Annotated in this window: 24 protein-coding genes; 19 read left to right on the forward strand and 5 right to left on the reverse strand. The window is 44.7% G+C overall.

Annotation, left to right across the window (positions count from 1 at the left end):
* The first annotated feature begins 22 nt into the window (after positions 1-22).
* Positions 23-1288, forward strand: coding sequence for an MFS transporter (locus ABD960_RS19415; RefSeq protein WP_345333899.1), 1266 nt, complete (start codon positions 23-25; stop codon positions 1286-1288).
* On the opposite strand, the gene ABD960_RS19420 is transcribed toward ABD960_RS19415, so the two are convergent.
* Complete coding sequence (locus ABD960_RS19420; RefSeq protein WP_345333901.1) at positions 1285-2391, reverse strand: mechanosensitive ion channel family protein; 1107 nt, start codon at positions 2389-2391, stop codon at positions 1285-1287. The genes ABD960_RS19415 and ABD960_RS19420 overlap by 4 nt on opposite strands.
* A 112-nt stretch (positions 2392-2503) precedes the next feature.
* Between ABD960_RS19420 and ABD960_RS19425 the strand changes: the two genes are divergently transcribed.
* The 9 genes from ABD960_RS19425 to ABD960_RS19465 all read left to right on the forward strand — a co-directional run bounded on the left by ABD960_RS19425 (position 2504) and on the right by ABD960_RS19465 (position 10858).
* Positions 2504-4702: a bifunctional alpha,alpha-trehalose-phosphate synthase (UDP-forming)/trehalose-phosphatase gene (locus ABD960_RS19425; protein WP_345333903.1), complete on the forward strand. Its 2199-nt coding sequence runs from the start codon at positions 2504-2506 to the stop codon at positions 4700-4702.
* 94 nt (positions 4703-4796) lie between these two features.
* Positions 4797-5438, forward strand: coding sequence for a hypothetical protein (locus ABD960_RS19430; RefSeq protein ID WP_345333905.1), 642 nt, complete (start codon positions 4797-4799; stop codon positions 5436-5438).
* The gene (locus ABD960_RS19435; RefSeq protein WP_232177831.1) at positions 5428-5739 is read left to right on the forward strand and encodes a winged helix-turn-helix domain-containing protein; all 312 of its coding nucleotides are present in this window, start codon (positions 5428-5430) and stop codon (positions 5737-5739) included. Before ABD960_RS19430 ends, ABD960_RS19435 begins: the two co-directional genes overlap by 11 nt.
* A gap of 51 nt (positions 5740-5790) precedes the next feature.
* The gene (gene creD / locus ABD960_RS19440; protein ID WP_345333909.1) at positions 5791-7134 is read left to right on the forward strand and encodes a cell envelope integrity protein CreD; all 1344 of its coding nucleotides are present in this window, start codon (positions 5791-5793) and stop codon (positions 7132-7134) included.
* Positions 7135-7227: 93 nt separating this feature from the next.
* Complete coding sequence (locus ABD960_RS19445) at positions 7228-7962, forward strand: ferritin-like domain-containing protein (protein ID WP_345333911.1); 735 nt, start codon at positions 7228-7230, stop codon at positions 7960-7962.
* A 7-nt stretch (positions 7963-7969) separates the two neighbouring features.
* Positions 7970-8401 (forward strand): hypothetical protein, encoded by a 432-nt coding sequence (locus ABD960_RS19450; protein ID WP_345333913.1) that lies wholly within the window; start codon positions 7970-7972, stop codon positions 8399-8401.
* A gap of 35 nt (positions 8402-8436) precedes the next feature.
* Positions 8437-9858 carry a 23S rRNA (uracil(1939)-C(5))-methyltransferase RlmD gene (rlmD, locus tag ABD960_RS19455; RefSeq protein ID WP_345333915.1) on the forward strand — a complete coding sequence of 474 codons (1422 nt, stop codon included), beginning with the start codon at positions 8437-8439 and terminating at the stop codon, positions 9856-9858.
* A 55-nt stretch (positions 9859-9913) separates the two neighbouring features.
* Complete coding sequence (locus ABD960_RS19460) at positions 9914-10306, forward strand: hypothetical protein (protein ID WP_345333917.1); 393 nt, start codon at positions 9914-9916, stop codon at positions 10304-10306.
* A 42-nt stretch (positions 10307-10348) separates the two neighbouring features.
* Positions 10349-10858, forward strand: a complete 510-nt coding sequence (locus ABD960_RS19465; RefSeq protein WP_345333919.1) for a phosphoribosyltransferase family protein — start codon at positions 10349-10351, stop codon at positions 10856-10858.
* Positions 10859-11100: 242 nt separating this feature from the next.
* Here the strand turns inward: ABD960_RS19465 and ABD960_RS19470 are convergent, their stop codons facing one another.
* Positions 11101-11553 (reverse strand): thioredoxin family protein, encoded by a 453-nt coding sequence (locus ABD960_RS19470; protein ID WP_345333921.1) that lies wholly within the window; start codon positions 11551-11553, stop codon positions 11101-11103.
* 74 nt (positions 11554-11627) lie between these two features.
* A complete protein-coding gene (locus ABD960_RS19475; protein WP_345333923.1) occupies positions 11628-13376 on the reverse strand; it encodes a DUF6600 domain-containing protein in 1749 nt (582 codons plus the stop codon).
* Between the two features lie 168 nt (positions 13377-13544).
* Between ABD960_RS19475 and ABD960_RS19480 the strand changes: the two genes are divergently transcribed.
* From ABD960_RS19480 to ABD960_RS19510, 7 genes are all read left to right on the forward strand, one after another.
* A complete protein-coding gene (locus tag ABD960_RS19480) occupies positions 13545-14507 on the forward strand; it encodes an isopenicillin N synthase family dioxygenase (RefSeq protein ID WP_345333925.1) in 963 nt (320 codons plus the stop codon).
* A gap of 97 nt (positions 14508-14604) precedes the next feature.
* Positions 14605-15225: a LysE family translocator gene (locus tag ABD960_RS19485; protein ID WP_345333927.1), complete on the forward strand. Its 621-nt coding sequence runs from the start codon at positions 14605-14607 to the stop codon at positions 15223-15225.
* Between the two features lie 58 nt (positions 15226-15283).
* Positions 15284-15829, forward strand: a complete 546-nt coding sequence (locus tag ABD960_RS19490; RefSeq protein WP_345333929.1) for a YceI family protein — start codon at positions 15284-15286, stop codon at positions 15827-15829.
* 37 nt (positions 15830-15866) lie between these two features.
* Positions 15867-16931: a sensor histidine kinase gene (locus ABD960_RS19495; RefSeq protein ID WP_345333931.1), complete on the forward strand. Its 1065-nt coding sequence runs from the start codon at positions 15867-15869 to the stop codon at positions 16929-16931.
* A 48-nt stretch (positions 16932-16979) separates the two neighbouring features.
* The gene (locus tag ABD960_RS19500; protein ID WP_345333933.1) at positions 16980-17630 is read left to right on the forward strand and encodes a DUF47 domain-containing protein; all 651 of its coding nucleotides are present in this window, start codon (positions 16980-16982) and stop codon (positions 17628-17630) included.
* Positions 17631-17656: 26 nt separating this feature from the next.
* On the forward strand, positions 17657-18685 hold the full coding sequence (locus tag ABD960_RS19505; RefSeq protein ID WP_345333935.1) for an inorganic phosphate transporter: 1029 nt from the start codon (positions 17657-17659) through the stop codon (positions 18683-18685).
* Between the two features lie 34 nt (positions 18686-18719).
* The gene (locus ABD960_RS19510; protein WP_345333937.1) at positions 18720-19454 is read left to right on the forward strand and encodes a DUF4197 domain-containing protein; all 735 of its coding nucleotides are present in this window, start codon (positions 18720-18722) and stop codon (positions 19452-19454) included.
* Here ABD960_RS19510 and ABD960_RS19515 read toward each other — a convergent pair.
* Positions 19451-19843, reverse strand: coding sequence for a hypothetical protein (locus ABD960_RS19515; RefSeq protein ID WP_345333939.1), 393 nt, complete (start codon positions 19841-19843; stop codon positions 19451-19453). The two genes, ABD960_RS19510 and ABD960_RS19515, sit on opposite strands and share 4 nt — an antisense overlap.
* Positions 19844-19907: 64 nt before the next feature.
* Positions 19908-21725 carry a serine hydrolase domain-containing protein gene (locus ABD960_RS19520; RefSeq protein WP_345333941.1) on the reverse strand — a complete coding sequence of 606 codons (1818 nt, stop codon included), beginning with the start codon at positions 21723-21725 and terminating at the stop codon, positions 19908-19910.
* A gap of 128 nt (positions 21726-21853) precedes the next feature.
* Between ABD960_RS19520 and mutL the strand changes: the two genes are divergently transcribed.
* Together mutL and ABD960_RS19530 are read left to right on the forward strand one after the other, a co-directional pair.
* On the forward strand, positions 21854-23749 hold the full coding sequence (gene mutL / locus ABD960_RS19525; RefSeq protein ID WP_345333943.1) for a DNA mismatch repair endonuclease MutL: 1896 nt from the start codon (positions 21854-21856) through the stop codon (positions 23747-23749).
* A gap of 40 nt (positions 23750-23789) precedes the next feature.
* Positions 23790-24479, forward strand: a complete 690-nt coding sequence (locus tag ABD960_RS19530) for a rhomboid family intramembrane serine protease (RefSeq protein WP_345333945.1) — start codon at positions 23790-23792, stop codon at positions 24477-24479.
* Positions 24480-24494: the final 15 nt, after the last annotated feature.

The raw sequence follows: 24494 nt of genomic DNA on the forward strand, positions 1-24494 counted from the left end.
AAACAGAGGCGACGGAAATTAGATGAACATTAGTACTTTCAACGCTTTTAAAAGCCGCAACTACAGGCTTTTCTTTTTTGGCCAATCATTCTCGCTAATTGGTACCTGGATGCAGAAAACGGCTGTAAGCTGGGTAGTATACGCCTTAACACATTCTGAATTTATGCTGGGTGTAACCATGTTCGCCAGCTTGTTCCCCTCATTTATACTCTCCTTTTTAGGCGGTGTTGTAGCCGATAGGTATGACCGTTATAAGGTATTGCTTATTACGCAAATTGCCTCAATGGTGCAGGCCTTGCTGCTTACCCTGCTGGTTTACTTTAAGCAATACGAGGTTTGGCAGATCATCTCATTGAGCGTGGTGCTGGGCATTATAAATGCCTTTGATGTACCTGCCCGGCAATCGCTGGTGTATGAGATGATCGATAATAAAGAACACCTGCCTAATGCTTTGGCGCTCAATTCATCTATGGTAAACCTGTCGCGGTTGATAGGGCCGGGCATTGCAGGTTTGCTGATAGAAAAATTTGGTGAGGATGTTTGTTTTGGCCTTAATACGTTAAGCTTTATAGCCGTAATAGGTTCATTATTAGCTATGCGATTACCTAAATACCAGCCTAAACCGCATGGCAAGGATGTGGTGGCCGATCTGAAGGAAGGCTTTACCTACATTAAAAATACACCATCCATAGGTTTTATACTGCTGATGCTTTGTTTAATGAGTGTTCTGGTGCTGCCTTTCAGTACCCTAATACCGGTTTACGCGCGCGATATTTTTAAAGGGACGGCATCAACCTTTGGCGTTATAGATAGTGTTATCGGGCTGGGAGCATTTGCCGGGGCTATCTTCCTGGCATCATTAAAACCGGGCAGTAATCTAAAATTGATACTGGCTATTAACACATTAGTTTTGGGCGCAGGGCTCGCGCTTTTCTCGCATGAGGAAATTTACCCGGTCGCGCTGGTGTTTGCCATGATCAGCGGCTTCGGTATGATGTCGCAGGTTACCATCAGTAACACGGTGATACAAACTACGGTTAGTCCGGATATGCGGGGCCGCGTGATCAGCTTTTATGCTATGGTTTTATTCGGCCTGCAGCCGATAGGCGGTTTGCTGATCGGTACGGTATCGCAATACATCAACGCGCAAAATACGCTTTTGGCCGAAGGTATTGCCGCCCTGCTGATAGGCGGCCTGCATTTATACTTTTTACGCAAGCGAAATACGGATAAAAACGCGCAGCAATTAAACCCGCCTGTTAAAATGCAGCAGGCGTTAAATACCTAAGCCGGCAGGCCTGTGGTGTCCTTATCCTGTTTAAAATTATCCTCGTGGCTAAGCATTACCCGTTGCAGCGGCAGGCTTTCCGGGTAATTATCTCTTAAAAAGTTGATCAGGTTTTCGCGAATGTAGCAACGCAGGTCAAACGCCTGCGATGAATTGCGCGCACTCATCAAGGCCCGTATCTCGATGGTATTCTCCTTGGCATCGGTAACCTGTATTACTTTAACCCGTTTATCCCAAAGCTTAGTTGCATCAAGCAAACGGTCAAACTCTGCCCTGATGGCATCAACCGGTGTATTATAATCCAGATATAAAAAAACGGTGCCTAATATTTGCGATGTGGTGCGCGTCCAGTTTTGAAAAGGTTTTTCAATAAAATAGTTAATCGGCAAAATCAACCTGCGCTGATCCCAAATGTTTAACACTACATAGGTTAAAGTAATATCCTCTACACGGCCCCATTCGCCCTCTACCACCAGCACGTCGTCAATACGCAGGGGTTGGGTAAAAGCAATTTGAAATCCGGCCAAAAAATTCGCTAATGATTTTTGTGCGGCGAAACCTATAATAATACCACCAATGCCGACACCCGTAAGTAAACCGGCGCCAATTTTACGTACGTTATCAAAACTCAGTAACACCACGGCAACTGCTACCAACACTATAAAAGTCACCAATATTCTCCGTATGAACTGCAGCTGGGTGCGTATTTTACGCTCTTTCAGGTTATCCTCTTTGTTTAAGTCGTATACATGATACATGTAATCTTCAAAAACCTTGATTGAGCTAACCAGCAGCACCGCGAACGAAATAATGAGCGATATCTCTATAAAACGGCTGAACGGTATGTAAAAACGCTTTTGCATATCCATCAGCGGCAGCATAAGGTTGAGTACCAGCAACGGCACAAAGTGGTTCATGGGCCTGCCGGTGTGCACAATAATGCTACGGAAAAGCGAATAATCATTTCGGTTTTTGTAGAAGTTAAGTATTGATTTTATAATCAGCTTTATAATAAGGCCGATGATTACCGCCGTAATAGTTATCAGTATATTCCATAGCCACGAGGGCATGTTATCAGACCAATTTTCTAAAACTTCTTTCATTCTTTTTCCTTTAGTAGTGTATAACTCAACAACGGTTTAATTGTTAGTTACATTTTTAAATGTGGCTAAAAAAGGCTATTTTATGGCTTTTGCACGTTAAAACATACTACTTATGAGTAAAACAATCATTGTTTCAAACAGGTTGCCTGTAAAGATATATGCGGATGATGGCGGCTTTAATATTGTAACAAGCGAGGGTGGCCTTGCCACCGGGTTAGGCTCTGTTTACCGGTCGGGAGATAACGTTTGGCTGGGATGGCCGGGCATTGAAGTGGCCGACGAAGCCCAGCAGGAACAGGTTAAGCAAAAGCTGGCCGAAAAGAGCCTGGTGCCGGTTTTTTTAAGCGCTGACGAGATCTCCGGTTACTACGAGGGTTTTTCGAACGAGATACTCTGGCCGATCTTTCACTACTACGCATCAACTTATTCAAACTACAAGCAAAGCAACTGGGAATATTACAGCGCCGTAAATAAAAAGTTTATGGCTGCCGTAATGCAGATTGCCGAGCCGGGAGATACCATCTGGATACACGATTATCAACTTTTGTTGTTACCCGGTTTGATACGGGCTGAGCAGCCGGACATCTCTATAGGTTTCTTTTTGCATATCCCGTTCCCCTCGTTTGAGATGTTCAGGCTTATACCATGGCGGAGTGAACTGATTGAGGGCATGCTGGGCGCCGACCTCGTGGGCTTTCATACCTTTGATGATGCCAGCCATTTTATTAATGCCGCTACCCGGTTGTTGCCTTATAATTCATCATCAAATATTATTACGGTTGACGACCGCCCGGTAGTGGTAGAATCGTTCCCGATGGGTATTGATGATGAAAAGTATGCCGCGCTAACTACAACCGAGCGTGTTAAGCAGGAAGCCGAACATCTGAAAGAAACTTTTAAGGACAAGAAGCTCATACTTTGTATTGACCGGCTCGACTACAGTAAAGGCATACTGCAGCGCTTGCAAGCATTTGAAATGCTGCTGGAAGCCCATCCAGAATATCGCGAAAAAGTAGTGCTGCACATGATTGTAGTGCCCTCGCGCGATGGCGTGCCACAATACAAAGAATTAAAACAAAATATTGACCGTAAGGTAGGCGATATCAATGCCCGCCACCGTACGATAGACTGGAGCCCGGTGAATTATTTTTATCGTGCCTTCCCTATTGAAACGTTATCGGCATTATACCATACAGCCGATATATGCCTGGTTACGCCTATGCGCGATGGTATGAACCTGGTTAGTAAAGAGTACGTTGCCAGTCGCACGCAGGAAACCGGCGTATTAATTTTAAGCGAAATGGCAGGCGCTTCCAAAGAGCTGATTGATGCCATAATTGTTAATCCAAGCAACATCAATTCAATGGCTAAAGCCATGGTTAAGGCTTTGAATATGCCGGTGTTTGAACAGCGCCGCCGCATGAAACTGATGCGCCAGGTGGTATCGAAATTTAATATTAAACATTGGGTACGCATATTTATGGAAAGTATTAAAGAGGTTAAGCAAATGCAGCAATCCATGCGCTCGCGCCATATTACGGATGTTACTGAGCAGGCCATTAAAAAGATATACAGCAAAACACAAAACCGGGTAATTTTTTTGGATTACGATGGTACGCTGGTTGGCTTTAAATCAGACATTAATGCCGCCAAACCCGATGACGAACTATATGCCCTGCTTGATGACCTGAGTGCCGACCCTGCCAACCATATTGTACTGGTGAGCGGACGGGGTTATGATTGCCTGGAAGAATGGTTTGGCCATACCAGGCTTACCCTGATTGCCGAACATGGCGCCTGGATGAAGAAGAACGGCGAGTGGGAGAGCATACCCGGCCTTAACGACCAATGGAAACAGGACGTATACCCGCTGCTGGAAATGTATGTTGACCGTACGCCGGGCGCGTTTATCGAAGAAAAAAATTACTCGCTGGTATGGCATTATCGCAAGGTAGAAAAAGGCCTGGGCGAATTGCGCACCAACGAGCTGATGAACAACCTGCGTTACCTTATTAACGATCGTGGCTTGCAACTGCTGCCCGGAAACAAGGTGGTGGAGATCAAGAATATGGAAATTAATAAAGGCAAGGCAACATCAGCCATGCTGCATAACAAGGATTACGATTTTATTATGGCCCTTGGCGATGACCATACCGATGAGGACATATTTAAAGCCCTGCCCGATAATTCGCTTACCGTAAAAGTGGGCAGTAATATATCGGCGGCGCGTTTTTACCTGCGTAACCATCACGAGGTAAGGCACCTGCTGCGTAGCCTGGTGCAACCTTTGCCGGTAACTGCCGATAAATAGTATATAGAAGCCTCAAATGGGGCTTTATTTTTTTCTCGAAAAATTTGCAGGGTAAATTATTAATTCTTTACTTTGAAAATAAAAGTACTTTCCAGTGAAAGAAAAGGAATTGCATGATGAGCTGAGCTCTATACGTAGTTTAATGGAGCGATCATCAAAATTTATATCGCTAAGCGGCCTGTCAGGTGTAATGGCGGGAGTGTATGCTTTGATAGGGGCGGCACTCGCTTATTATTACATTGCGTATGCCAACCAAGTTGGTTATTACCAATCTGACTCCCCTGTTGCAGGGTATTTTGCAGATGAAGCAGATTCAGTAATCAGGCCCTTATTTATCGTAGCCATGCTGGTTTTGGCCGCATCTTTATTAACAGGTGCTTATTTAACTAAACGTAAGGCAAAGCGTAAAGGGCAAAAAGCGTGGGGTAAAACCAGCAGAAATTTGCTGATCCATTTAGCGATACCGCTTGTTGCCGGCGGGTTGTTTTGTTTGATACTGCTTAGCAGAGGTTTCATAGGCTTTATAGCACCTGCAACACTAATTTTTTATGGTCTGGCCTTAGTTAGCGCAAGTAATTATACTTTTGGCGACGTAAAATACCTGGGTTTGCTGGAAATTACCCTTGGTTTAATTGCCGCCCTGCTGCCAGGATATGGTTTGTTGTTTTGGGCGATAGGTTTTGGCGTGCTGCATATTATTTACGGCAGCATAATGTATTTTAAGTATGACGGGTAATAATCCTTTCGAGAAACTTGACAAGGCTTTTGAGAACCGCGTAAGGCTGCAGATAATGAGTGTGTTGATGGCTAACGAACGTTATGACTTCAACTCGCTTAAAGAGCTGTTGGGCATTACGGACGGTAATCTGGCATCGCACCTTAAAGCTTTGGAGAAGGACGAATATATATTAGTGAACAAAACCTTCGTAGGCCGAAAGCCAAACACAAATTATGAAGCTACCAAAAAAGGAAAACAAGCATTTGAGCAACATTTAAACGCGCTTGAACAGTTGATCAGGTTGCAAAAAGGGATGTAATTTTTTTTGTGTATCCACTTTGAAATAAAAAGTACTTTTAATTAAAATATCATGAACTCAGAAAATCAATCATTTATGCCGGTATGGCAAAAATTATCCAGCACTATCAAGGCAGTTATTTTGGGTGTACTTACGCTGGTGCTGCTTATCCCGTCAATCTTTGTACAAAACCTTATTGAAGAACGACAGAACCGCAACCAGCAGGTTTTGGATGAAATATCAAACCAATGGTCGGGCAGCCAACTCATTAACGGGCCGGTATTGGTTATTCCTTACCGTTCGTACGAAAAATATGTAGATACCTTTAAACAGGTGAACGTACGCGAAACCATTGGTAAGCTGTATATACTGCCTGAACACCTGAACTATAAGGCAGATACAAAATCACAAAAACTACACAAAGGCATATTTTATGCTGCCGTATATAATGCTGACGTAAATGTAAACGGCGATTTTGGAAAAATTGACCTTACCGGCATGCAGATATCGCCGGCGCAACTATTGCCCGAGCGAGCTTACTTACTGTTTGGGCTTAGTGACACTAAGGGCTTAAAAAGCCTCCCCGAGATTAATATCAATGCTCAAAAAATAACCGCCCGCCCCGCTTTTAACGATACCCTTTTTGAAAACACGATGCAGGCCGCTTTCAATGCAACCGAATTATTAGAAAAGAGCGGAAAGTTCAATTACAACCTGCAGATAAAAGGCAGTAACGAACTTCAATTTCTACCGTTAGGAAAAGCGACTACAGCCCGTATATCGGGTAACTGGAATTCGCCGTCTTTTGATGGTTCGGTTGCTGCGGATAGTCGCAATGTTGATACCAGTGGTTTTACGGCTAGCTGGCATACCCTAAATCTGGGCCAAACCTTTCCGCAGCAATGGATAAACGTTGATAATGTATTTGCCAACAAACAAAAAGTTAGCGAGTCATCATTCGGTGTAAAAATGATCATCCCAGTTGATGATTATCAAAAAACCATGCGTAGCAGTAAATATGCCATCCTGATTATACTGTTAACCTTTGTGGCGCTATTTCTTACCGAAATTATTACACGTACAGTCATCCACACCTTTAATTACTTGTTGGTTGGGGCGGCCATGGTAGTGTTCTATATACTGCTGCTATCATTTGCAGAGCAGGTAGGCTTCAATATTTCATATGCGATAGCGGCAGTAGCTACAGTAGGGTTGATATCCTGGTTTATAGCATCATTATTAAAAAACAGGAAAGTAGCGGGTTTACTAACCTTTATACTCAGCGTGTTTTATGTATTTGTTTTCGTCATCATCCAACTGGAAGACCTTGCCTTACTGGTTGGCAGTGTAACCTTATTTGCCATCATCGCTATACTCATGTATTTCTCGCGCAAAATAAACTGGGATAACCAGTAAACATATCTCAACCTAACCTTATCACTCCGCCCGGCGGCCATTGCCGCCGGGTTTTACAAACAACATCAATCATCCTAACTACAATACAAAAACATGCACACAAGCAATTATTGGGTAGCGCATTTCAGGGCAAACGCCACGCAGCACCGTATTAATTGGGAGCAGCTCCCTTTGATAAGTCTTAAAGAAATTGATCATATACTGCCTTCGCTACAGGCCTGGCAGCTTGGCGAAACGTCTGAAGGCAAACAACTCATAGCCGCCGCAACACGTTATGCCGATAAAACAAATGATCCGGCGTACCTGGAGGCTATCAAACTATTTATTAAAGAAGAACAAAAGCATGGCAATAACCTGGGCAAGTATCTTGATGTGCTCGATCTGCCGCGCATCAAACATAACTGGGGCGACTCGCTTTTTCGCTTCGCGAGGCACCTAAATACCAGCATGGAGATGTGGACGTTGGCGGTTATTACGGTTGAAAGCACCGCGCAAATATTTTATCAGGCATTAAAAAATGCCACCAACTGCCCGCTGTTAAAGGAAATCTGTACCGATATTTTGATTGATGAGGCTTATCATATCACTTTTCAAACCGAGCGGTTGGATATGATATTCGCTAATAAATCAACTTTTTCAAAGGCATGGCGTCCTATAGCATACAAAGTATTTTACTACGCCACTATCATTACGGTTTGGATGGCGCACCGAAAGTTATTCAGGGCAGGCGGCGTAGGCTTTGTAGCTTACTTTAGAAAACTCCGGTATAAATATGCAAAAACCATCAAGAGTATAACCCATACATCAGGCTTTGTACAATTCGCTTAACATCATTATGTTTTACAGTTTAAAATATGCCTCGCAAGTTTGGCTGACCGGAGCGCTGCTCTCGCCAATATTTATACTACTATTCAACATCATGCCGTCAGAAGGCGCATCCGACTTTGTATTTGTTTACCTTATGGGAGCCCTTGCCGGATTGATCTGGTCCATTCCAAGCTTCCTGGTTTTACTGGTTTGCACTGCCGTCCTTTCTCATTACAAAATACGGAGTGTAGTTGCCAAATCGTGGCTTACCATTGCCGGCATTGCATTAACATGCCTGCCATTTTATATTATTGAACCTAATAAACCTGTGGTTCAGGATGAATTATTCAGCAGTATCATTTTAATTTATGCGGCTGTAATTTCCGTATCTATCTGGCTGTATCGCTTTACTATCGGCGGCAGCTTATATATTCAAACTGTGCCCGAGTGTGATATGTAGCTCATTTTAAATAATTGGCTTAACTTTGCAGCCTGATGAGCAGAGGTGCAAAAAAAAGTAAGTTCTTTGAGAACGTAGCTATAATTGATATTGCCGAAGAAGGCAAAGGTGTAGGCAAGGCCGATGATTTTGTGTTGTTTGTGGATAAAGCTATCCCCGGCGATGTGGCCGACGTAACCGTTTTTAAAAGCAAAAAGAATTTTGGCGAGGGTCGTATCACAGCGCTAAAAAAAGCATCCGAACACCGTGTTCAGGCTTTTTGCGAGCACTTTGGCACCTGTGGTGGCTGTAAATGGCAGCACATGACGTATGATGCCCAGCTCACCTTCAAACAAAAATCAGTAGCTGATGCCATTAGTCGTTTAGCTAAGTTGGATGCAAGCGGCATTATGCCTATTGTGGCTTCACCCGCTGATAAATATTACCGCAATAAACTGGAATTCACTTTTTCTAATAAGCGCTGGTTGTACGACGGCGAAAACCGCGACGACCAGCAACTGGATATGAACGCCCTGGGTTTCCACATCCCCGGCCGTTTTGATAAGATACTGGATGTAGAACATTGCTACCTCCAGGCCGAACCATCAAACGCCTTGCGCAATAGCATCCGCGATTTTGTAAAGCAGCATGGTTATAGCTTTTACGATCTGAAACAACACACCGGCGCGTTGCGCAACCTGATCGTGCGCACCTCATCAACCGGCGAGGTGATGGTGGTGGTAGTTTTTGCCTATGCTACTGATGACGAAGTGCAAAAACTGATGGGTTTTATTGATGTAGAATTCCCGCAGATCACCTCGTTGCTGTACATCATCAACCATAAAAAGAACGATACTATTTTTGACCAGGAGGTAGTTGCCTTTAAAGGGCCTGAATATATTTACGAGGAGATGCCATCGCCAAACGGGGTAATAAAGTTCCGCATCGGACCAAAATCATTCTACCAAACCAACTCTATACAGGCATTAAAATTATACGAGATAACCCGCGATTTTGCTGGATTTAAAGGCGACGAACTGGTGTATGACTTGTATACCGGCGCAGGCACCATCGCTAACTTTGTGGCGGGCCATGTGCGCGAGGTGGTTGGTGTTGAGTATGTGCCCTCGGCCATTGAGGATGCTAAGATCAATTCGCAGATAAACAACATCAGCAACACCAAGTTTTATGCAGGTGACATGAAGGATGTGCTATCGGCCGAATTTGTGGCTGAACATGGCAAACCGGAAGTAGTTATAACCGACCCACCACGCGCGGGCATGCACCCGGATGTAGTGGTCCGACTGATGGAAATTGAAGCGCCCAAAATTGTTTATGTAAGCTGCAACGCCGCCACTCAAGCCCGTGACCTGGTGGTGCTTAAGGAAAAGTATGACCTAGCGAAAATTCAACCGGTGGATATGTTTCCGCACACCCAGCACGTAGAGAATGTGGTGTTGTTAAGGTTGAGAGATTAGTGGTTGGTGATGAGTAGTCAGAGATTAGTATTTAGATTTTATAATTTCAAAATATATGAACCCTGAAGATCTGTTGAATGAGAACGGTGCGGAGAAGAAAAAGCAGAGTCCGCTGGTTAGTCTGGAGGTCGATCTGAAATTCTTCAGTGAATCCATACGTGAGGTAGCGGTTGAAATTATGGTTGAAGGCCTGTCGGCTTACCCGATATTTATTGCCCACCAGCACGATGTTAAACTGGGCGAGGTGATACTTGACCGCAATGAGCTTAATTCGGAGTGGACCATCAACGCGTCGACCTTGGAGGAATTTATTGAAAAGGGGGTAATCAAAAAAGAATTAAAGCAGCGTTTTATAGATAGCTTTAAAAACCCGCACGATTTTATGTGCGTTTTTGCCATAGTGCCTGAGGGTGCCAATTTTGTTTTCTTTCCGTATAGTAAGGAGTAAAGCATTTATATTAGCTCCGTAAATCAATAAAAAGCTGCCGCCATGCCCGAAAAAAAATTGCTGATACTAAACAGCCAGCAAATACAGCAGAAGATAGACAGGATTGCCTACCAGGTATTGGAAGATAATTTTGACGAGGAAGAGATCATGATAGCGGGCATTTTACCCCGCGGCAATATTATAGCGGAACGAATAAAAGCCATACTGGACGAAAAGGCGCCTTTTAAAAGCCGTTTGCTGAACATTGATATTGATAAACAAAGCACAACCCTGCAGGCCAAAACAGATTTTGATATAGAGGACTGCCGCGATAAAGTGATCATTATTGTTGATGATGTGCTTAACAGCGGTAAAACCCTGGCTTACGGGTTAGGTGTATTTTTAAATGTGCCTTTAAAGAAGATACGCAGCGTAATTTTAATTGACCGCAACCATAAAAGTTTTCCGGTAACTACTGATTTTTCAGGAATCGCATTATCTACAGTGATAAAAGAGCATGTAGATGTGCGATTAAATGAAACAAATGAGGCGGATGCGGTGTATTTAATATAATATCTTGTCTCCGCTGTTACCGTTTTTCCCATGTGGGGAAAATACTCCTCGCGTATTGGGGTAAAAAATACACGTTAAAACATATTTCGGCGTAAATTAAACTTAATTACATATTGAAATAAGTTCGTCTCCGGCCTTGGCATCACTTTTGGATATATAATAATACCCTTCTCAGAGGGTTTGTTTTTCATAGGTAGATGTAAGGCCGAGATACTGCGAGAGTGTTATCGGCCTTTTTTTATTTACTTGGCTGCCAAAGCCTGTTTGGCGAAACGTAATAACTCACCCGGCTCAATAAATCCAACGGTATGCAAAACGCGTTTGCCTTTTGAATTGAAGATAAGCAATGTAGGATAACCCTCAAGCGCCCATTGCGAACCTAACTCGGGCCCCTGCCCTTTTTCCATATCCATCGCAACATTAATGAAGTTCTTATTAAAAAAGTCGGCTACTTCTTTGTCCTTAAACGTAGTACGTTTAAGCATTTTGCAGGGTCCGCACCAAACGGCGTAAGCATCTACAAAAATATATTTATCCTGCCTGGCCGCTTGTTTTAAAGCTTCGCTCCAGGAGTTTTCAATAAAGTTGATGCTTGTTGCATCATTATCAACGGCGCGTTTGCCCTGGGCATTACATGCCAGGCTTGCACAGCACAGCAGCAATAGCAGTATGTTATATCGTAGGATAGCAATCATGGTATAAAAGTAAGGACAATTACTTTATGCAATTGTCCTTACCATCTAATATTAAGATAACGATTTTGTTATAATCAGTTACGGCCCGGGCGACCGCCGCCCCTGCTGCCGCGTTGTTCATCGCGCTGTTGCTGGCGTTGTTCTTGTTGTTGCTGTCTTTGCTGATCGCGTTGCTGACGCATTTGCTCTTGTTGCTGCTGACGTTGTTGGTCAGCCTGTTGCCGAGCTTGCTCCTGCTGCTGCTGGCGTTGCTGATCGGCTTGCTGACGACGCTGCTCCTCCTGCTGCTGCCTTTGCTGATCGCGTTGCTGGCGCATTTGTTCCTGTTGTTGCTGGCGTTGCTGATCGGCCTGTTGGCGACGCTGTTCGTCTTGTTGTTGCCTTTGCTGATCACGCTGCTGGCGCATTTGTTCCTGTTGTTGCTGGCGTTGCTGATCGGCCTGTTGGCGACGTTGTTCATCTTGTTGCTGGCGCATTTGTTCCTGTTGTTGCTGGCGCATTTGCTCCTGTTGCTGCTGGCGTGATTGATCTGCCTGCTGATCGCGTTGCTGACGTTGCGCATCACGTTGTTGGCGCATTTGCCCTTGTTGCTGCTGGCGTGATTGATCTGCTTGTTGATCACGTTGTTGACGTTGCACATCACGTTGTTGGCGCATTTGCCCTTGTTGCTGCTGGCGTGATTGATCGGCCTGCTGATCGCGTTGCTGACGCTGAACATCACGCTGGCTGCGATCGTTATTGCGTACATCGCCATCACGTTGTGGCCTTACACGTGTGTTATTATCATCGGTGCTTTCACGGCCACCTAATTGCTGGTCGCGGCGGTTTACGTTACTTCTTACAGCATCACCATTGTTGTTATCGTTCGTACGGTTGCGTATCTGTTCGTTACGGCGTGCGGCACGGCTTTCAGTCCTGTTCTCGTTAACCCTAACCAGGTTATTGTCAGGTTTTTCGCTGCGGGCAACCCTTGCCAGGCGGTCGGCGTTACCACGGCTAATGCCTGCTGATCTGTCGGCAATACGCTGATTCGGGTTTTCGCGCTGGTAAGCCGCTCCATCTATAACCCTGGCAGGCCTCGCATTTTCAACCCTGCGAACAGCGGGGCGATAAATATTTACACTATTATCGCGTATACCTGTCCGTTCAGGGCGGCCGCTATTGTTGATGTTATATATACGCACCGGCCTGCCTGTAATACGCTCAACATCATTAGCACGCGGCCCGCTGTAATACCTTCTGTTATTATATACATAGGTATTATTAATATAAGTGGTGCGGTTAATAATAGTTACCCTGCGGTTATAAGGCACGTAATAGTTATAGATATTAGGGCTGGTGATGTAAGCCTGAGGCGCGCATACCCAGTAGTTATCCGGAATATTATAGTTGCCGAATGACACGTTAATGTTTATACCCGGCGATAGCGGGGCCCAGCCATAATAACCACCACCCTGGCGCCATGCTACCCATGCAGGTGCCCATTCATAACCTGGTATCCACACCCAGCCATAGTAATTGTCAAAACGCCAGCGACCGTAGTGGAAAGGCGCCCAGCCCCAGTCATAGTCGGACACCCAGGTGTTGCCGTATGAGGTCATTGCCCAATGGCCGCGTGTAGCGTAAGGCTGAAATCCTTCATCAACATCGGGCACCCAAACGTTACCATAGTCAGGGTCGTACACCCAGGTACCATAAGGCTCAAGGCCATCGTAAAACTCCTGGTCGGTAACGTAACCCTGAGCATAGCTTTTATTTGGTGAGGCAAATGCCAGAATCAGCATCATGATACCTAAGCCCCATATTTTGTTAAACATCTTCATAACTGTATAATTGATAAACGGCTAACGCCTTTGTACTGTTATTGACGATGCAAACCCGAAAACGTTTAAACCGTTATTATTAATTATAAACATACCCGTGTAATAAACGGGCTAAGTGTAATTTTGTAACTTTATATATAGCAAACACAAATAATAAGCATCTGCAATATGAGCATTGTAAATATACCCAGGCTTGACCTGATCAATTATACAAACGGCTCGGCCGAGCAACGCCAGCAATTTTCGCAGGATATTGGCCGCGCCTTTAACGAAACCGGCTTTGTTACCGTAACCAATCACGGCTTGAGCAAACAACTTATTGAGCGCCTGTATGAGCAGGTTAAAGCGCTGTTTGCCATGCCCGACAACGTGAAAGAAAAGTACGAAATACCAGGCCTGGCAGGCCAGCGCGGCTATACCGGCAAGCAGAAAGAAACCGCCAAAGGGTTTACCAAGCCCGACCTGAAGGAATTTTGGCAGATAGGCCAAACCGTTGAAGATAACGACCCGGTGAAAGATATTTATCCTGACAATGTACAGGTGGAGGAATTACCGGAGTTTAACGCCGTAACCCTGGAGATATATAAAAAGCTGGAAGCTATTGGCAAGCAACTGCTGCGTGCTATAGCGGTATATCTAAACCTGCCGGAGAATTATTTTGACGATAAAGTACATAACGGTAACAGCATATTGCGTACGCTGCACTACTTCCCTATTGCTGACCCGGACGCTATACCTGATGATGCGGTACGTGCCGGCGCGCATGAAGATATTAACCTCATTACCCTGCTGATTGGCGCCAGTGCCGACGGATTGGAAGTGCTCACCCGCGAGGGCAGCTGGTACCCGGTAAAGGCACACGGTGAAGACCTGGTAGTAAATGTGGGCGACATGCTGCAAAGGCTAACGAACAACAAACTCAAATCAACCACGCACCGGGTGGTTAACCCGCCGCGTGAATTGATGAAAACGTCACGTTTTTCCGTGCCCTTCTTTCTGCACCCAAAATCAGATATGGACCTGACCAGCCTTGAATCATGCATCGATGCGGAGCACCCTAAGCTGTATACGGATATTACCGCGGGCGAGTACCTGGATGAGCGGTTAAGAGAGATAGGGTTGAAGAAATAAGCCGAAGGCATATTACTTCGTTATTGATGAGACATGTGTCATCTTTAGGTCGGGATTAGTATCTTCGCCGTTATTTCAAAGCAAACCAACGGGACGAATGATATTCCTGACCTTTTTTATCGGGCTGATAGCCAATTTTATCGGTTACATTCCGCCCGGTAACATTAACCTTACCTTAGTACAAATCACCATTAACCGCGGTATGCGGCATGCGCTGCAGTTTATCACAGCATTTTCGGTGGTGGAGTTCTTTTTTACCTTCGTGATCATGCACGGCGCTAAGTGGCTTTCGGAGCAGGCACACCTGGATACTATGATTGATTGGGTGATGGTTGTGCTTTTTGGCACCCTTGGTATTTATACGTGGATGGGGCGCAACAATCCGCCTAAGACAAAATACTCCAACCACGCCAGTATCAGGTACGGTATTATGCTTGGTTTTTTAAACCCCATGCAAATTCCTTTCTGGATGGTTACCGGCACCTACGTTATCACCCATGAGTGGATATTGGATGGGAACTTCGCGCTGGTTATCTTCAGTATCGGCTCGGCTTTGGGTTCGTTTTTGTGCTTGTACCTGTATGCAAAGTTCGCGCAATACATTCAAAGTAAGTTTGCGTTAAGCACACGGGTAATTAACAGCAGTATTGCCTGGCTGTTCTTCGCTTTTGCGGCTTACCACATTTGCAAGCAATTGTATATCATCTTTGTTAAATAACCATCTTTTTACAAACGCAATTGTATTGGGTAACCATTTGTTGCCGTTATTCGCATCATTGAAAACCGCATACACCAACCTGCTTAAAAGTATCGTCATATTATTTATAGCTTTTACCGGCTATAACACGCAAGCGCAAACGGCGATAACTCGCTCGTCACTTACTTACGAGGTAAAAAACCTGGGGATAAACACAACCGGTAAATTCACCGGTGTAAAAGCTAACATCAGTTTCAACCCTGCGCAATTGGGCGGCAGCAGCATTGAAGCCATAGTTGATGTGAATACCGTGAACTCGGATAACGAAACGCGCGACGAGCACCTGAAAGGCACCAAGTTTTTTGATGTCGCTAATTATCCAACTATCAACATTAAATCAACTTCGATACAAAAAAAGGGCAGCGGCTACCTGGGTAAGTTTAACCTTACCATAAAAGGAACCACCAAGCCGGTTGAAATACCATTTACTTATACCACTAACGGCGACAAGGCGCAATACAAAGGCAGCTTTAAAATAAACCGTAAAGATTTTAACGTCGGCGGCAGCAGCATGACTCTGAGCGACGAGGTAACCATCAACATTGATATAGAAACCGCTAAATAAGCCATTAACACCCAGGCAAAAACCGTAACTTTATGCTATGAAATTACGGGTACTGGTTTTTATAAACGCCTTTGCTGTGGCGGTAACCTTGTCAATTGCCAACTATTACTTTCAGCAAAGCTTGCATGCCGTTTTGGTAACCTTTTCGGCTACTTTTATCATCAGCTATATTATTTTCTATTACCTTATAGAAAAGTATATCTACTCCAAAATTAAGCTGATATACAAACAGATACATAACCTGAAGCTTGGCCGCGACCTGCGCGACGCCCTCGGCGAGCATGTATCTGCCGACCCGATAAGCGATGTTCAGCAGGAAGTGAAGGAATGGGCTAACCAAAAAAAAGGCGAGATAGAGGTGTTGCGTGCGCAGGAAAAATTCAGGCGCGAATTTTTATCGAACATATCGCACGAGTTTAAAACCCCGCTGTTTGCCATTCAGGGTTATATTGATGCCATTGAGGATGATGATTTTGAGGACAAGGATATGGCCCGCGAGTTTCTTCAAAAAGCGGCACGCAACGTGGAGCGTTTAAGTTTCCTGATTAAGGATTTGGACGAAATATCAAAGCTGGAGACCGGGCAGATCGCCATTAATTACACCAAATTCAAGATAAATGATCTGATAAAAGAAGTGCTTGAAAACCTGGAGATGAAAGCCAAAAAGCATCACATTAAACTGGTTTTTAAGGAAAAATATGATGAGTCGATCATGGTGAATGCCGACAAGCAGAAGATAACCCAGGTGCTTACCAACCTTATTGATAACTCGCTGAAGTATGGTAAAGAGGGCGGCACTACCGGTATCAGTTTGTTTGAGCTGCATGACCAGGTTTTGGTTGAAATAACCGACGACGGCATCGGCATCGAAGAGAAATACCTGCCCCGCCTGTTCGAGCGCTTTTTCCGTACCGACAGCAGCCGCTCCAGGCAAATTGGCGGTTCAGGCCTGGGTTTAGCCATTGTAAAGCATATTGTAGAAGCGCATGATCAAACCATTAACGTACGGAGCACCGAGGGTTTAGGCTCAACTTTTGGGTTTACATTACAGAAAGCTAAGCAACAAATCAACATCGCCGGCATACCTGTGTTAAAAAGTTAACATTAACTTAACATATCCGGATTACCTTTGCACCATTAATAAGCAACGATGTCATTAAACAGTATCTTCCAGTACTTTGTCCCAAAGGATAAAAAAGTATTTTTCCCTTTATTTGAGCAAGCATCAAGCAACGTGGTTGCTATGGCTACCGTTTTGGTTGAGGCAGTTAATTCGGCTAATTCCAATACCCGCGAAGAGCTGTTCAAGCAGATAGACAAACTTGAGAACAAGGGCGACGAAATTACCCACCAGATTTACCTGGAGCTGGGCAAGAATTTCATTACCCCGTTTGACCGTGAAGATATTCACTCCCTGGCCACCGCTATTGATGACGTTGCCGATTATATACAGGGCGCGGCTAACCGCATGATGTTGTACAACGTTGATAACATCAACGAGCCGATCAAAAAATTATCGGAGCTTATTCTGCAAGCCAGTATAGATTTGGAAAAGGCCGTTAAAGAATTGCGTGACCTGAAGAACGTACGCAACATTGCCGACTCGTGCATCCGCATAAACAGTGTTGAAAACCAGGCCGATTATGTGTTTGACCGTGCCGTGGGCGACTTGTTTTTGTACGAAAAGGACGCGATAAACCTGATTAAGTACAAAGAGATATACGCTGCGCTTGAAACCGCGACAGATATGTGCGAGGATGCGGCCAATGTAATGGAATCCATCTTAGTTAAAAACGCGTAAGCAATATATTTTTATTCCACAGATACATGGTTACCACCCTGCTTGTAGTTGTAATTTGCCTGGCAATTATATTCGATTTTATAAATGGTTTTCATGATGCCGCAAACTCTATTGCTACCATTGTATCAACCAAAGTATTAACGCCTTTTCAGGCGGTGCTTTGGGCGGCTTTGTTTAACTTTCTTGCCTTTATCGCAGTAAGATATTTTGGCTTTCACGGGGGCAACTTTGAAGTAGCCAACACCGTTGCCAAAACCGTACTCGAAGAGTTTATTACCATGAAGGTAGTATTAGCCGGTTTAGTTGCCGCTATTACCTGGAACCTGATTACCTGGTGGTTTGGTATCCCTTCAAGCTCGTCGCACACGCTGATTGGCGGTTTCGCCGGCGCGGGTATGACGAACGCTGCCTTTTTAGGGGTAAACGCTTTTAAGGCAGTTAATACATCCGTCGTGCTTAAAACTGTTGCGTATATATTTTTAGCGCCATTTATAGGTTTATTTATAGCCTATGTTATTACCATTATTATTCTGTACATCTGCAAAAATGCACGCCCTGCCTCTGCCGAACGCTGGTTCAGAACAGGGCAGCTGATATCATCGGCCGCGTTAAGTTTTGCACATGGCGGTAATGATGCGCAAAAGGTAATGGGTATTATTTATGTAGCCCTGTTTTCATCGCAGGTAATACAAAACGGCGACCCAATGCCAACCTGGATCCCGGTAGCCTGTTACAGTGCCATCGCCTTAGGTACGCTGTCGGGTGGTTGGAAAATTGTGAAAACCATGGGTAGTAAAATTACCAAGGTTACCCCGCTTGAGGGTGTAAGTGCTGAAACCGCGGGCGCTGTTACCTTATTTATTACGGAAAACCTGGGCATACCGGTATCAACCACGCATACCATAACCGGTTCTATTATCGGTGTGGGCTTAACCAAACGCGTGTCGGCTGTACGCTGGGGTGTTACGCTTAACCTGGTATGGGCCTGGATCATTACTATCCCTATTTCAGCCCTTATTGCTGCTATCGTATTCACTGCAGTAAAATATATTTAATAAACCTTTTGCCGTTAAGCAGGTTTAATCAGGTATGAAAAAGGTGTTACTTATCATCCCTGCACTTATTGGCATGTCCGTTATATCCGGCTGCGATACTTTGAACCAGGTAGCGCAAACTGCCGGGCAAACAATCGGCAATCCGTCAGCTTTTGAAATAGCTTCGGGACTAAAGCAAGCGCTTGAGCAGGGCACTACCAAGAGTTCTGAAGAGCTATCCGCTCAAAATGGCTTTTTCGGCAACGCGCTAATTAAGCTGGCTTTTCCGCCCGAAGCTCAAAAGGCAGAGAAAACCTTACGCTCGATAGGATTAAATTCGCTTTGCGATAATGTGATACTCTCCCTTAACCGCGCCGCTGAAGACGCTGCGAAAGAAGCGAAGCCCATTTTTATCAACGCTATAAAGCAGCTTACCTTACAGGATGCCACCAATATTTTATTTGGTGAAAAGGATGCGGCTACCCAATACTTTAAGCGCACTACCATTAACCAGCTTGCGGCCAAGTTTAAGCCGGTGATACAAAATAGCCTTACCAAAGTAGGCGCAACCCGCTATTATGGAGATGCGGTTACGGCCTACAATAAAGTTCCGCTGGTTACCAAGCTCAACCCCGACTTGAGCGACTATGTCACCCAAAAAGCTATTGAAGGTTTGTTTGTGGAGATAGCCAAAGAGGAACTGAATATACGCCAAAACCTATCTGCTCGCTCAACTACGCTCATGCAGCGGGTATTTGGTTACGCTGACAGTAAAAAAGCAAAAGGTTAAGCTGTTCGATTATCCGGATGCCTGAACATGATAAAGGCAAACAGCGAAGCCATCACCACATAAATACCGGCCAGTATAAATAAGCCAGCAGGTAGTTGCTGATTGCGTAATACTGATTTAACCAGCATAGCCCCGCCAATAAAGAATTGGGCGAAGTTGGCCATTACTAAAGGCTTGTTATAAATGCCGCCGATTATCGCTCCTTTTGCCATCCAGTTGAGTATAGCAAAACCGAAATAGGTTGCGCCTAATAACTGGGCGGTTATTCTTAATACTTCACTCGGCTCTGCAACAAAAACAGCTATGATATCGTCTGCTGCAAAAATTAATGCGATGCCAATAGCTGCTAAAAAGGCAGCAGATATAGTCATAATCAGTTTAGTATTCATCAGGAGAATAGATTACCCCGCAAACATACATTATTTGCATATCAGCGGGCTAACTATATTGGGTTTATAAACCCTTTTCAATGGCTTTGTAAACCACATCCTGTATACGTGGGCGGATACGCAAGCTGGATAATTTTTCGGTAACCTTTGGATGCACCCGGTTTGACAGGAAGATGTACACCAGGTTATATTTCGGATCAACCCAAACACAAGTGCCGGTATAACCGGTGTGTCCATAAGTTTGATCTGATGCCAGTTCGGATGGATAATGACGGGTTGCGATAGGATCCCAGCGGTCAAAACCCAAGCCCCGTCGACTAACCGCTGATTGCTTAGCCGTGAACTGCTCTACCGTTTCGGGTTTAAAATATTTTACGCCACCGTAAGTTCCTTTGTTCAGCATCATCTGGAACAATATGGCCAGGTCATTCGCGTCAGCAAATAAACCCGCATGGCCTGATACACCGCCGGCTAAAGCCGCACCCTGGTCATGCACATAACCCTCGAGCAGGGTATGCCTGAAATAGGTATCATCCTCGGTAGGTATTATACGGTCAACATTAAACCTGTTGCGTGGCAAAAAGCCCGCGGTTTGCATACCCAGCTTGTTATAAAACTCGGTTTGTACATATTTATTCAGAGGTTCAGCCGTGATAGATTCCACGATCTCCTTCATAAAATACATGCTCAGATCGCTGTACTCATACTGTCCGCGGGTACGTAAACCGGTTTTAAGCATGGTGGGCAGCATGTAATCACTATAAAACCCCTTACGCACGTAATAACCATCAGCCACTTTAGTATTAAATACCGCTGATGAATCGCCACTATGATCCGTAGGCTTTATACGATCATGAAACGGAATGTAAGGCACCAAACCTGCCTGATGCAGCATCAGTTCGCGTACGCGAATGTTGTTCTTATTAGTGGCGCGAGCTATCGGCAAGTAATCGCCCATGGTAGAATCGAGGCTCAGCTTACCCTGCTCGGTAAGGCGCATCACTTCCATGGTGGTCGCAGCAATTTTAGTAACGGATGCCAGGTCAAAAATATCGGCGATTTTATCAGGCTCATCGGCGCTGTAAGTGTGATAGCCGTATGCCTTATTAAAGATCACTTTACCATCCTTGGCCACCAATACCACACACCCCGGCGTTGCCTGCTGGCGCATGGCCTCGGCGGCAATATTATCAATTTCGGTCAGGTTGTTCGAATTTATCCCTGCTGCCTCGGGTATGGTGTATTGTAATCGTGTTTTAAGTGTAGCAAAGCCGCTGTTGGCTACATATTTGGGCGAAAAGGTTTGCTGTAGCTTTTGTGATAGCGGTACGCCGCCAAAAATAGCTTGTGCCACATATCCTGCGGACATTGGTGTTAACCTGCTGCTCCAGATAATAGGGTTTTGCTCATTATTTAATTTAGCCAGCGCGTTGCCGTTGCCGAATAATGCGATGACCACCTTTTTTAGCTTGCGGTTAAGGGCTATAAAATTGATAACCTGCGGATTGTTCAGATCAATATCAGTAAGCTGGATAACGAGGGTATTGTAAAACTTGAGATCCTGGGCCAGGTCATTAATAGTTTTTTGGCCAAGATAGTCTGCACCGTTAAATGAACGCACTTCGGCGTATTTGTTCAGCAGGCTATCAAACTGTGTGGCATATGTGTTTGAGAAATTTACACTGGCAATTTTTATACTATCCAGGTTTTTAAGCGGCACCAATTGGCTTTCGTTGTTAAGCAATACCGTGCTTTGTTCGGTTTGCTTTTCTTCGCTCAGGTAGGTTACGGCGCTCATGGGCGGGTTTTGCGCGCAGGCCGAATTGAACATTATAAACAGTGCTAACATACAGGGCATGGCGCCCCACTGGTTTTTTCTCATATACAATTAGTAACGGTATTTTTTACAGACTGATATTTACAGATACATGTTTTATTACAATCCACAAACCGTAAAGTTATGCCGTCAATTGATTAATTTTACACCCTGAATTTAATTTTTTCTATCTCATGCCCGATATTATACAGCTCTTACCCGATTCCGTTGCCAACCAGATTGCCGCAGGCGAGGTGGTGCAGCGCCCGGCGTCAGCTGTAAAGGAGCTGATAGAGAATGCCATTGATGCCGGGGCAGATAAGATACAGCTTATTTTAAAAGATGCCGGTAAGTCGCTGATCCAGGTGATTGACAATGGCTGTGGTATGAGCATGACCGACGCGCGCATGTGCTTTGAACGCCATGCCACGTCAAAAATCCGTAAGGCTGATGATCTGTTTGCCATTCGCACCATGGGTTTTAGGGGCGAGGCTATGGCATCCATAGCGGCCATTGCGCAGGTAGAACTAAAGAGCCGTCGACATGAGGATGAACTGGGTACGTGCATCACCATTGAAGGATCTGAAGTGATCAGCCAGGAACCCTGCGCTACTGCGACCGGTACATCCATCTCCGTGAAAAACCTGTTTTATAATACACCCGCCCGCCGTAACTTTTTAAAAAGTAACCCGGTGGAGATGCGCCATATTATCGACGAATTTCAACGCGTAGCGCTGGCTAACCCGCAGGTGTTTTTAACACTGCACCATGACGGGCAGGAAGTTTACCATTTGCCCGCGTCAGGCTTAAAACAGCGTATTGTACATTTGTTGGGTAACAACTACAACCAGCGTTTAGTGCCGGTTGAAGAAGACACCACTATTATAAAATTACATGGCTTTGTGGGCAAGCCTGAGTTTGCCCGCAGAACAAGGGGTGAACAATTCTTCTTTGTAAATAACCGCTTTATCCGCGATGCTTACCTTAACCATGCGGTGCTGACCGCTTTTGAGGAGTTGTTACCGGAGGATAGTTTTCCGTTATATGTGTTGTTTATTGATATCGACCCGGCTAAGATTGACATCAACGTGCATCCCACTAAAACTGAGATAAAATATCAGGACGAAAAAGCCATTTACGCCATCATCCGCTCAGCGGTAAAAAGGGCTTTAGGTAAGTATAACATTACGCCTACCATTGATTTTGACCAGGAGAACAGCATCGGCCACCTTATAACCGAAAAGCCGCTGGGCGAAATAGTACCGCCAACCATTACGGTAAATCCCGATTTTAACCCCTTTGCTTCTGAAGTAAGACAACCGGCGCGCGAGGAACACCCTTTTTTGCGCGACAGTAACTTAACCCGGAGCAATGGTAACGGAGGAGGAGGCAGCTACCGCCAGGCGCCCATACCGCAAAACTGGGATACGCTTTACCAGATCAGCAAGCGAGAGCAGGCCGTACAGCAGGATCTGCATACCGAGCAGCTGATAAGCGTTAACGAGCAGGATGTGAACAAGGCCAGCGAACGCCAGTTGTTCCAGGTACATAACCGTTTTATACTGTCGCAAATAAAATCAGGCTTTATGCTGATCAACCAGCAGGCGGCGCATGAGCGGGTTTTATACGAACGTTTTTTGCAGCAACTGGAAAGCCATTCGGGCACCAGCCAGCAAAGTCTTTTCCCGCAATCGGTTACACTAAACAGCAGCGATTTTGAGTTATTAAGGGAGTTGCTGCCTGATATAAAGTCACTGGGTTTTGATATACGTGAGTTCGGCAAAAATACGGTGGTGGTTGAGGGCATACCTGCCGACCTAAACAATGCCAGCGAGCACGAACTTTTAGAGCATTTGCTTGAAGGTTTTAAAAACAACCAGGCAGTTTTAAAGTTAAATAAACGCGATAACCTTGCCCGTTCATTGGCTCGTAACGCTGCCATAAAAGCGGGTACCAAGCTATCGCTCGAGGAAATGAATTTGCTGATCGATCAGCTTTTTGCCTGTCAGATGCCTAACGTGGCTCTGAACGGAAAACCGGTGATCAGCACCTTTACCATGAATGAAATTTTAGAGCGATTTGAAAAGTAACAACTTTTATAATAGCTATATTTATACAAAAAGGCTTAACATGCAATTTAATCTTACCCCGGCGGTAAAAAACCTGCTCATAATTAATGTAATCTTCTTTATAGCAACCATAAGCCTAAAACAATTAGGTTTAGTTGAGCATCTGTCCGCATTTTATTTCGACTCGCCTTTTTTTAAATTTTGGCAACCTATAACGTACTTGTTCATGCATGGGTCATTTGAGCATTTATTGTTCAATATGATAGCTGTTTTTATGTTCGGAACTGTGATTGAGCAAACGTTAGGCATCAAGCGCTTTATAGAGTATTATTTTATTACAGGCTTAGGAGCACTTGCATTACATATGTTTGTACAAGGGCTGGAGGTTTACTCCGTACTCGGATCGTTCACTGCAAATACAGTTAACGCCGGCAATGTTGATGATGTAGCTGGGCTTATAAAAGTAAGAGATATTTATAGCACCCCTGTATTAGGCGCCTCAGGAGCAGTGTTTGGCATATTGCTCGCGTTTGGATATCTGTTTCCTAATGCCGAAGTATTTATTTTCTTTATTCCGATTCCTGTTAAAGCAAAATATGTAGTTACGGGTTATATGCTTATAGAGCTCGTTCTTGGTGTGCGTAATTCTCCGGGCGATTCAGTTGCGCATTTCGCACACATAGGTGGTGCGCTGTTCGGATTTATACTGCTGAAAATATGGGGTTACCGCAGCTCAAGGAATTTCTATTAAAAACATACGGGAGTT

The sequence above is a fragment of the Mucilaginibacter defluvii genome, from assembly GCF_039543225.1.
Lineage (GTDB): Bacteria > Bacteroidota > Bacteroidia > Sphingobacteriales > Sphingobacteriaceae > Mucilaginibacter > Mucilaginibacter defluvii.

What these genes read in the sequence shown, in the direction of transcription:
- ABD960_RS19415 (WP_345333899.1), top strand. Translation starts at nt 23, where the DNA reads ATGAACATTAGTACTTTCAACGCTTTTAAAAGCCGCAACTACAGGCTT.
- ABD960_RS19420 (WP_345333901.1), bottom strand. Translation starts at nt 2,391, where the DNA reads ATGAAAGAAGTTTTAGAAAATTGGTCTGATAACATGCCCTCGTGGCTA.
- ABD960_RS19425 (WP_345333903.1), top strand. Translation starts at nt 2,504, where the DNA reads ATGAGTAAAACAATCATTGTTTCAAACAGGTTGCCTGTAAAGATATAT.
- ABD960_RS19435 (WP_232177831.1), top strand. Translation starts at nt 5,428, where the DNA reads ATGACGGGTAATAATCCTTTCGAGAAACTTGACAAGGCTTTTGAGAAC.
- creD (WP_345333909.1), top strand. Translation starts at nt 5,791, where the DNA reads ATGAACTCAGAAAATCAATCATTTATGCCGGTATGGCAAAAATTATCC.
- ABD960_RS19445 (WP_345333911.1), top strand. Translation starts at nt 7,228, where the DNA reads ATGCACACAAGCAATTATTGGGTAGCGCATTTCAGGGCAAACGCCACG.
- ABD960_RS19450 (WP_345333913.1), top strand. Translation starts at nt 7,970, where the DNA reads ATGTTTTACAGTTTAAAATATGCCTCGCAAGTTTGGCTGACCGGAGCG.
- rlmD (WP_345333915.1), top strand. Translation starts at nt 8,437, where the DNA reads ATGAGCAGAGGTGCAAAAAAAAGTAAGTTCTTTGAGAACGTAGCTATA.
- ABD960_RS19460 (WP_345333917.1), top strand. Translation starts at nt 9,914, where the DNA reads ATGAACCCTGAAGATCTGTTGAATGAGAACGGTGCGGAGAAGAAAAAG.
- ABD960_RS19465 (WP_345333919.1), top strand. Translation starts at nt 10,349, where the DNA reads ATGCCCGAAAAAAAATTGCTGATACTAAACAGCCAGCAAATACAGCAG.
- ABD960_RS19470 (WP_345333921.1), bottom strand. Translation starts at nt 11,553, where the DNA reads ATGATTGCTATCCTACGATATAACATACTGCTATTGCTGCTGTGCTGT.
- ABD960_RS19475 (WP_345333923.1), bottom strand. Translation starts at nt 13,376, where the DNA reads ATGAAGATGTTTAACAAAATATGGGGCTTAGGTATCATGATGCTGATT.
- ABD960_RS19480 (WP_345333925.1), top strand. Translation starts at nt 13,545, where the DNA reads ATGAGCATTGTAAATATACCCAGGCTTGACCTGATCAATTATACAAAC.
- ABD960_RS19485 (WP_345333927.1), top strand. Translation starts at nt 14,605, where the DNA reads ATGATATTCCTGACCTTTTTTATCGGGCTGATAGCCAATTTTATCGGT.
- ABD960_RS19495 (WP_345333931.1), top strand. Translation starts at nt 15,867, where the DNA reads ATGAAATTACGGGTACTGGTTTTTATAAACGCCTTTGCTGTGGCGGTA.
- ABD960_RS19500 (WP_345333933.1), top strand. Translation starts at nt 16,980, where the DNA reads ATGTCATTAAACAGTATCTTCCAGTACTTTGTCCCAAAGGATAAAAAA.
- ABD960_RS19505 (WP_345333935.1), top strand. Translation starts at nt 17,657, where the DNA reads ATGGTTACCACCCTGCTTGTAGTTGTAATTTGCCTGGCAATTATATTC.
- ABD960_RS19510 (WP_345333937.1), top strand. Translation starts at nt 18,720, where the DNA reads ATGAAAAAGGTGTTACTTATCATCCCTGCACTTATTGGCATGTCCGTT.
- ABD960_RS19515 (WP_345333939.1), bottom strand. Translation starts at nt 19,843, where the DNA reads ATGAATACTAAACTGATTATGACTATATCTGCTGCCTTTTTAGCAGCT.
- ABD960_RS19520 (WP_345333941.1), bottom strand. Translation starts at nt 21,725, where the DNA reads ATGAGAAAAAACCAGTGGGGCGCCATGCCCTGTATGTTAGCACTGTTT.
- mutL (WP_345333943.1), top strand. Translation starts at nt 21,854, where the DNA reads ATGCCCGATATTATACAGCTCTTACCCGATTCCGTTGCCAACCAGATT.
- ABD960_RS19530 (WP_345333945.1), top strand. Translation starts at nt 23,790, where the DNA reads ATGCAATTTAATCTTACCCCGGCGGTAAAAAACCTGCTCATAATTAAT.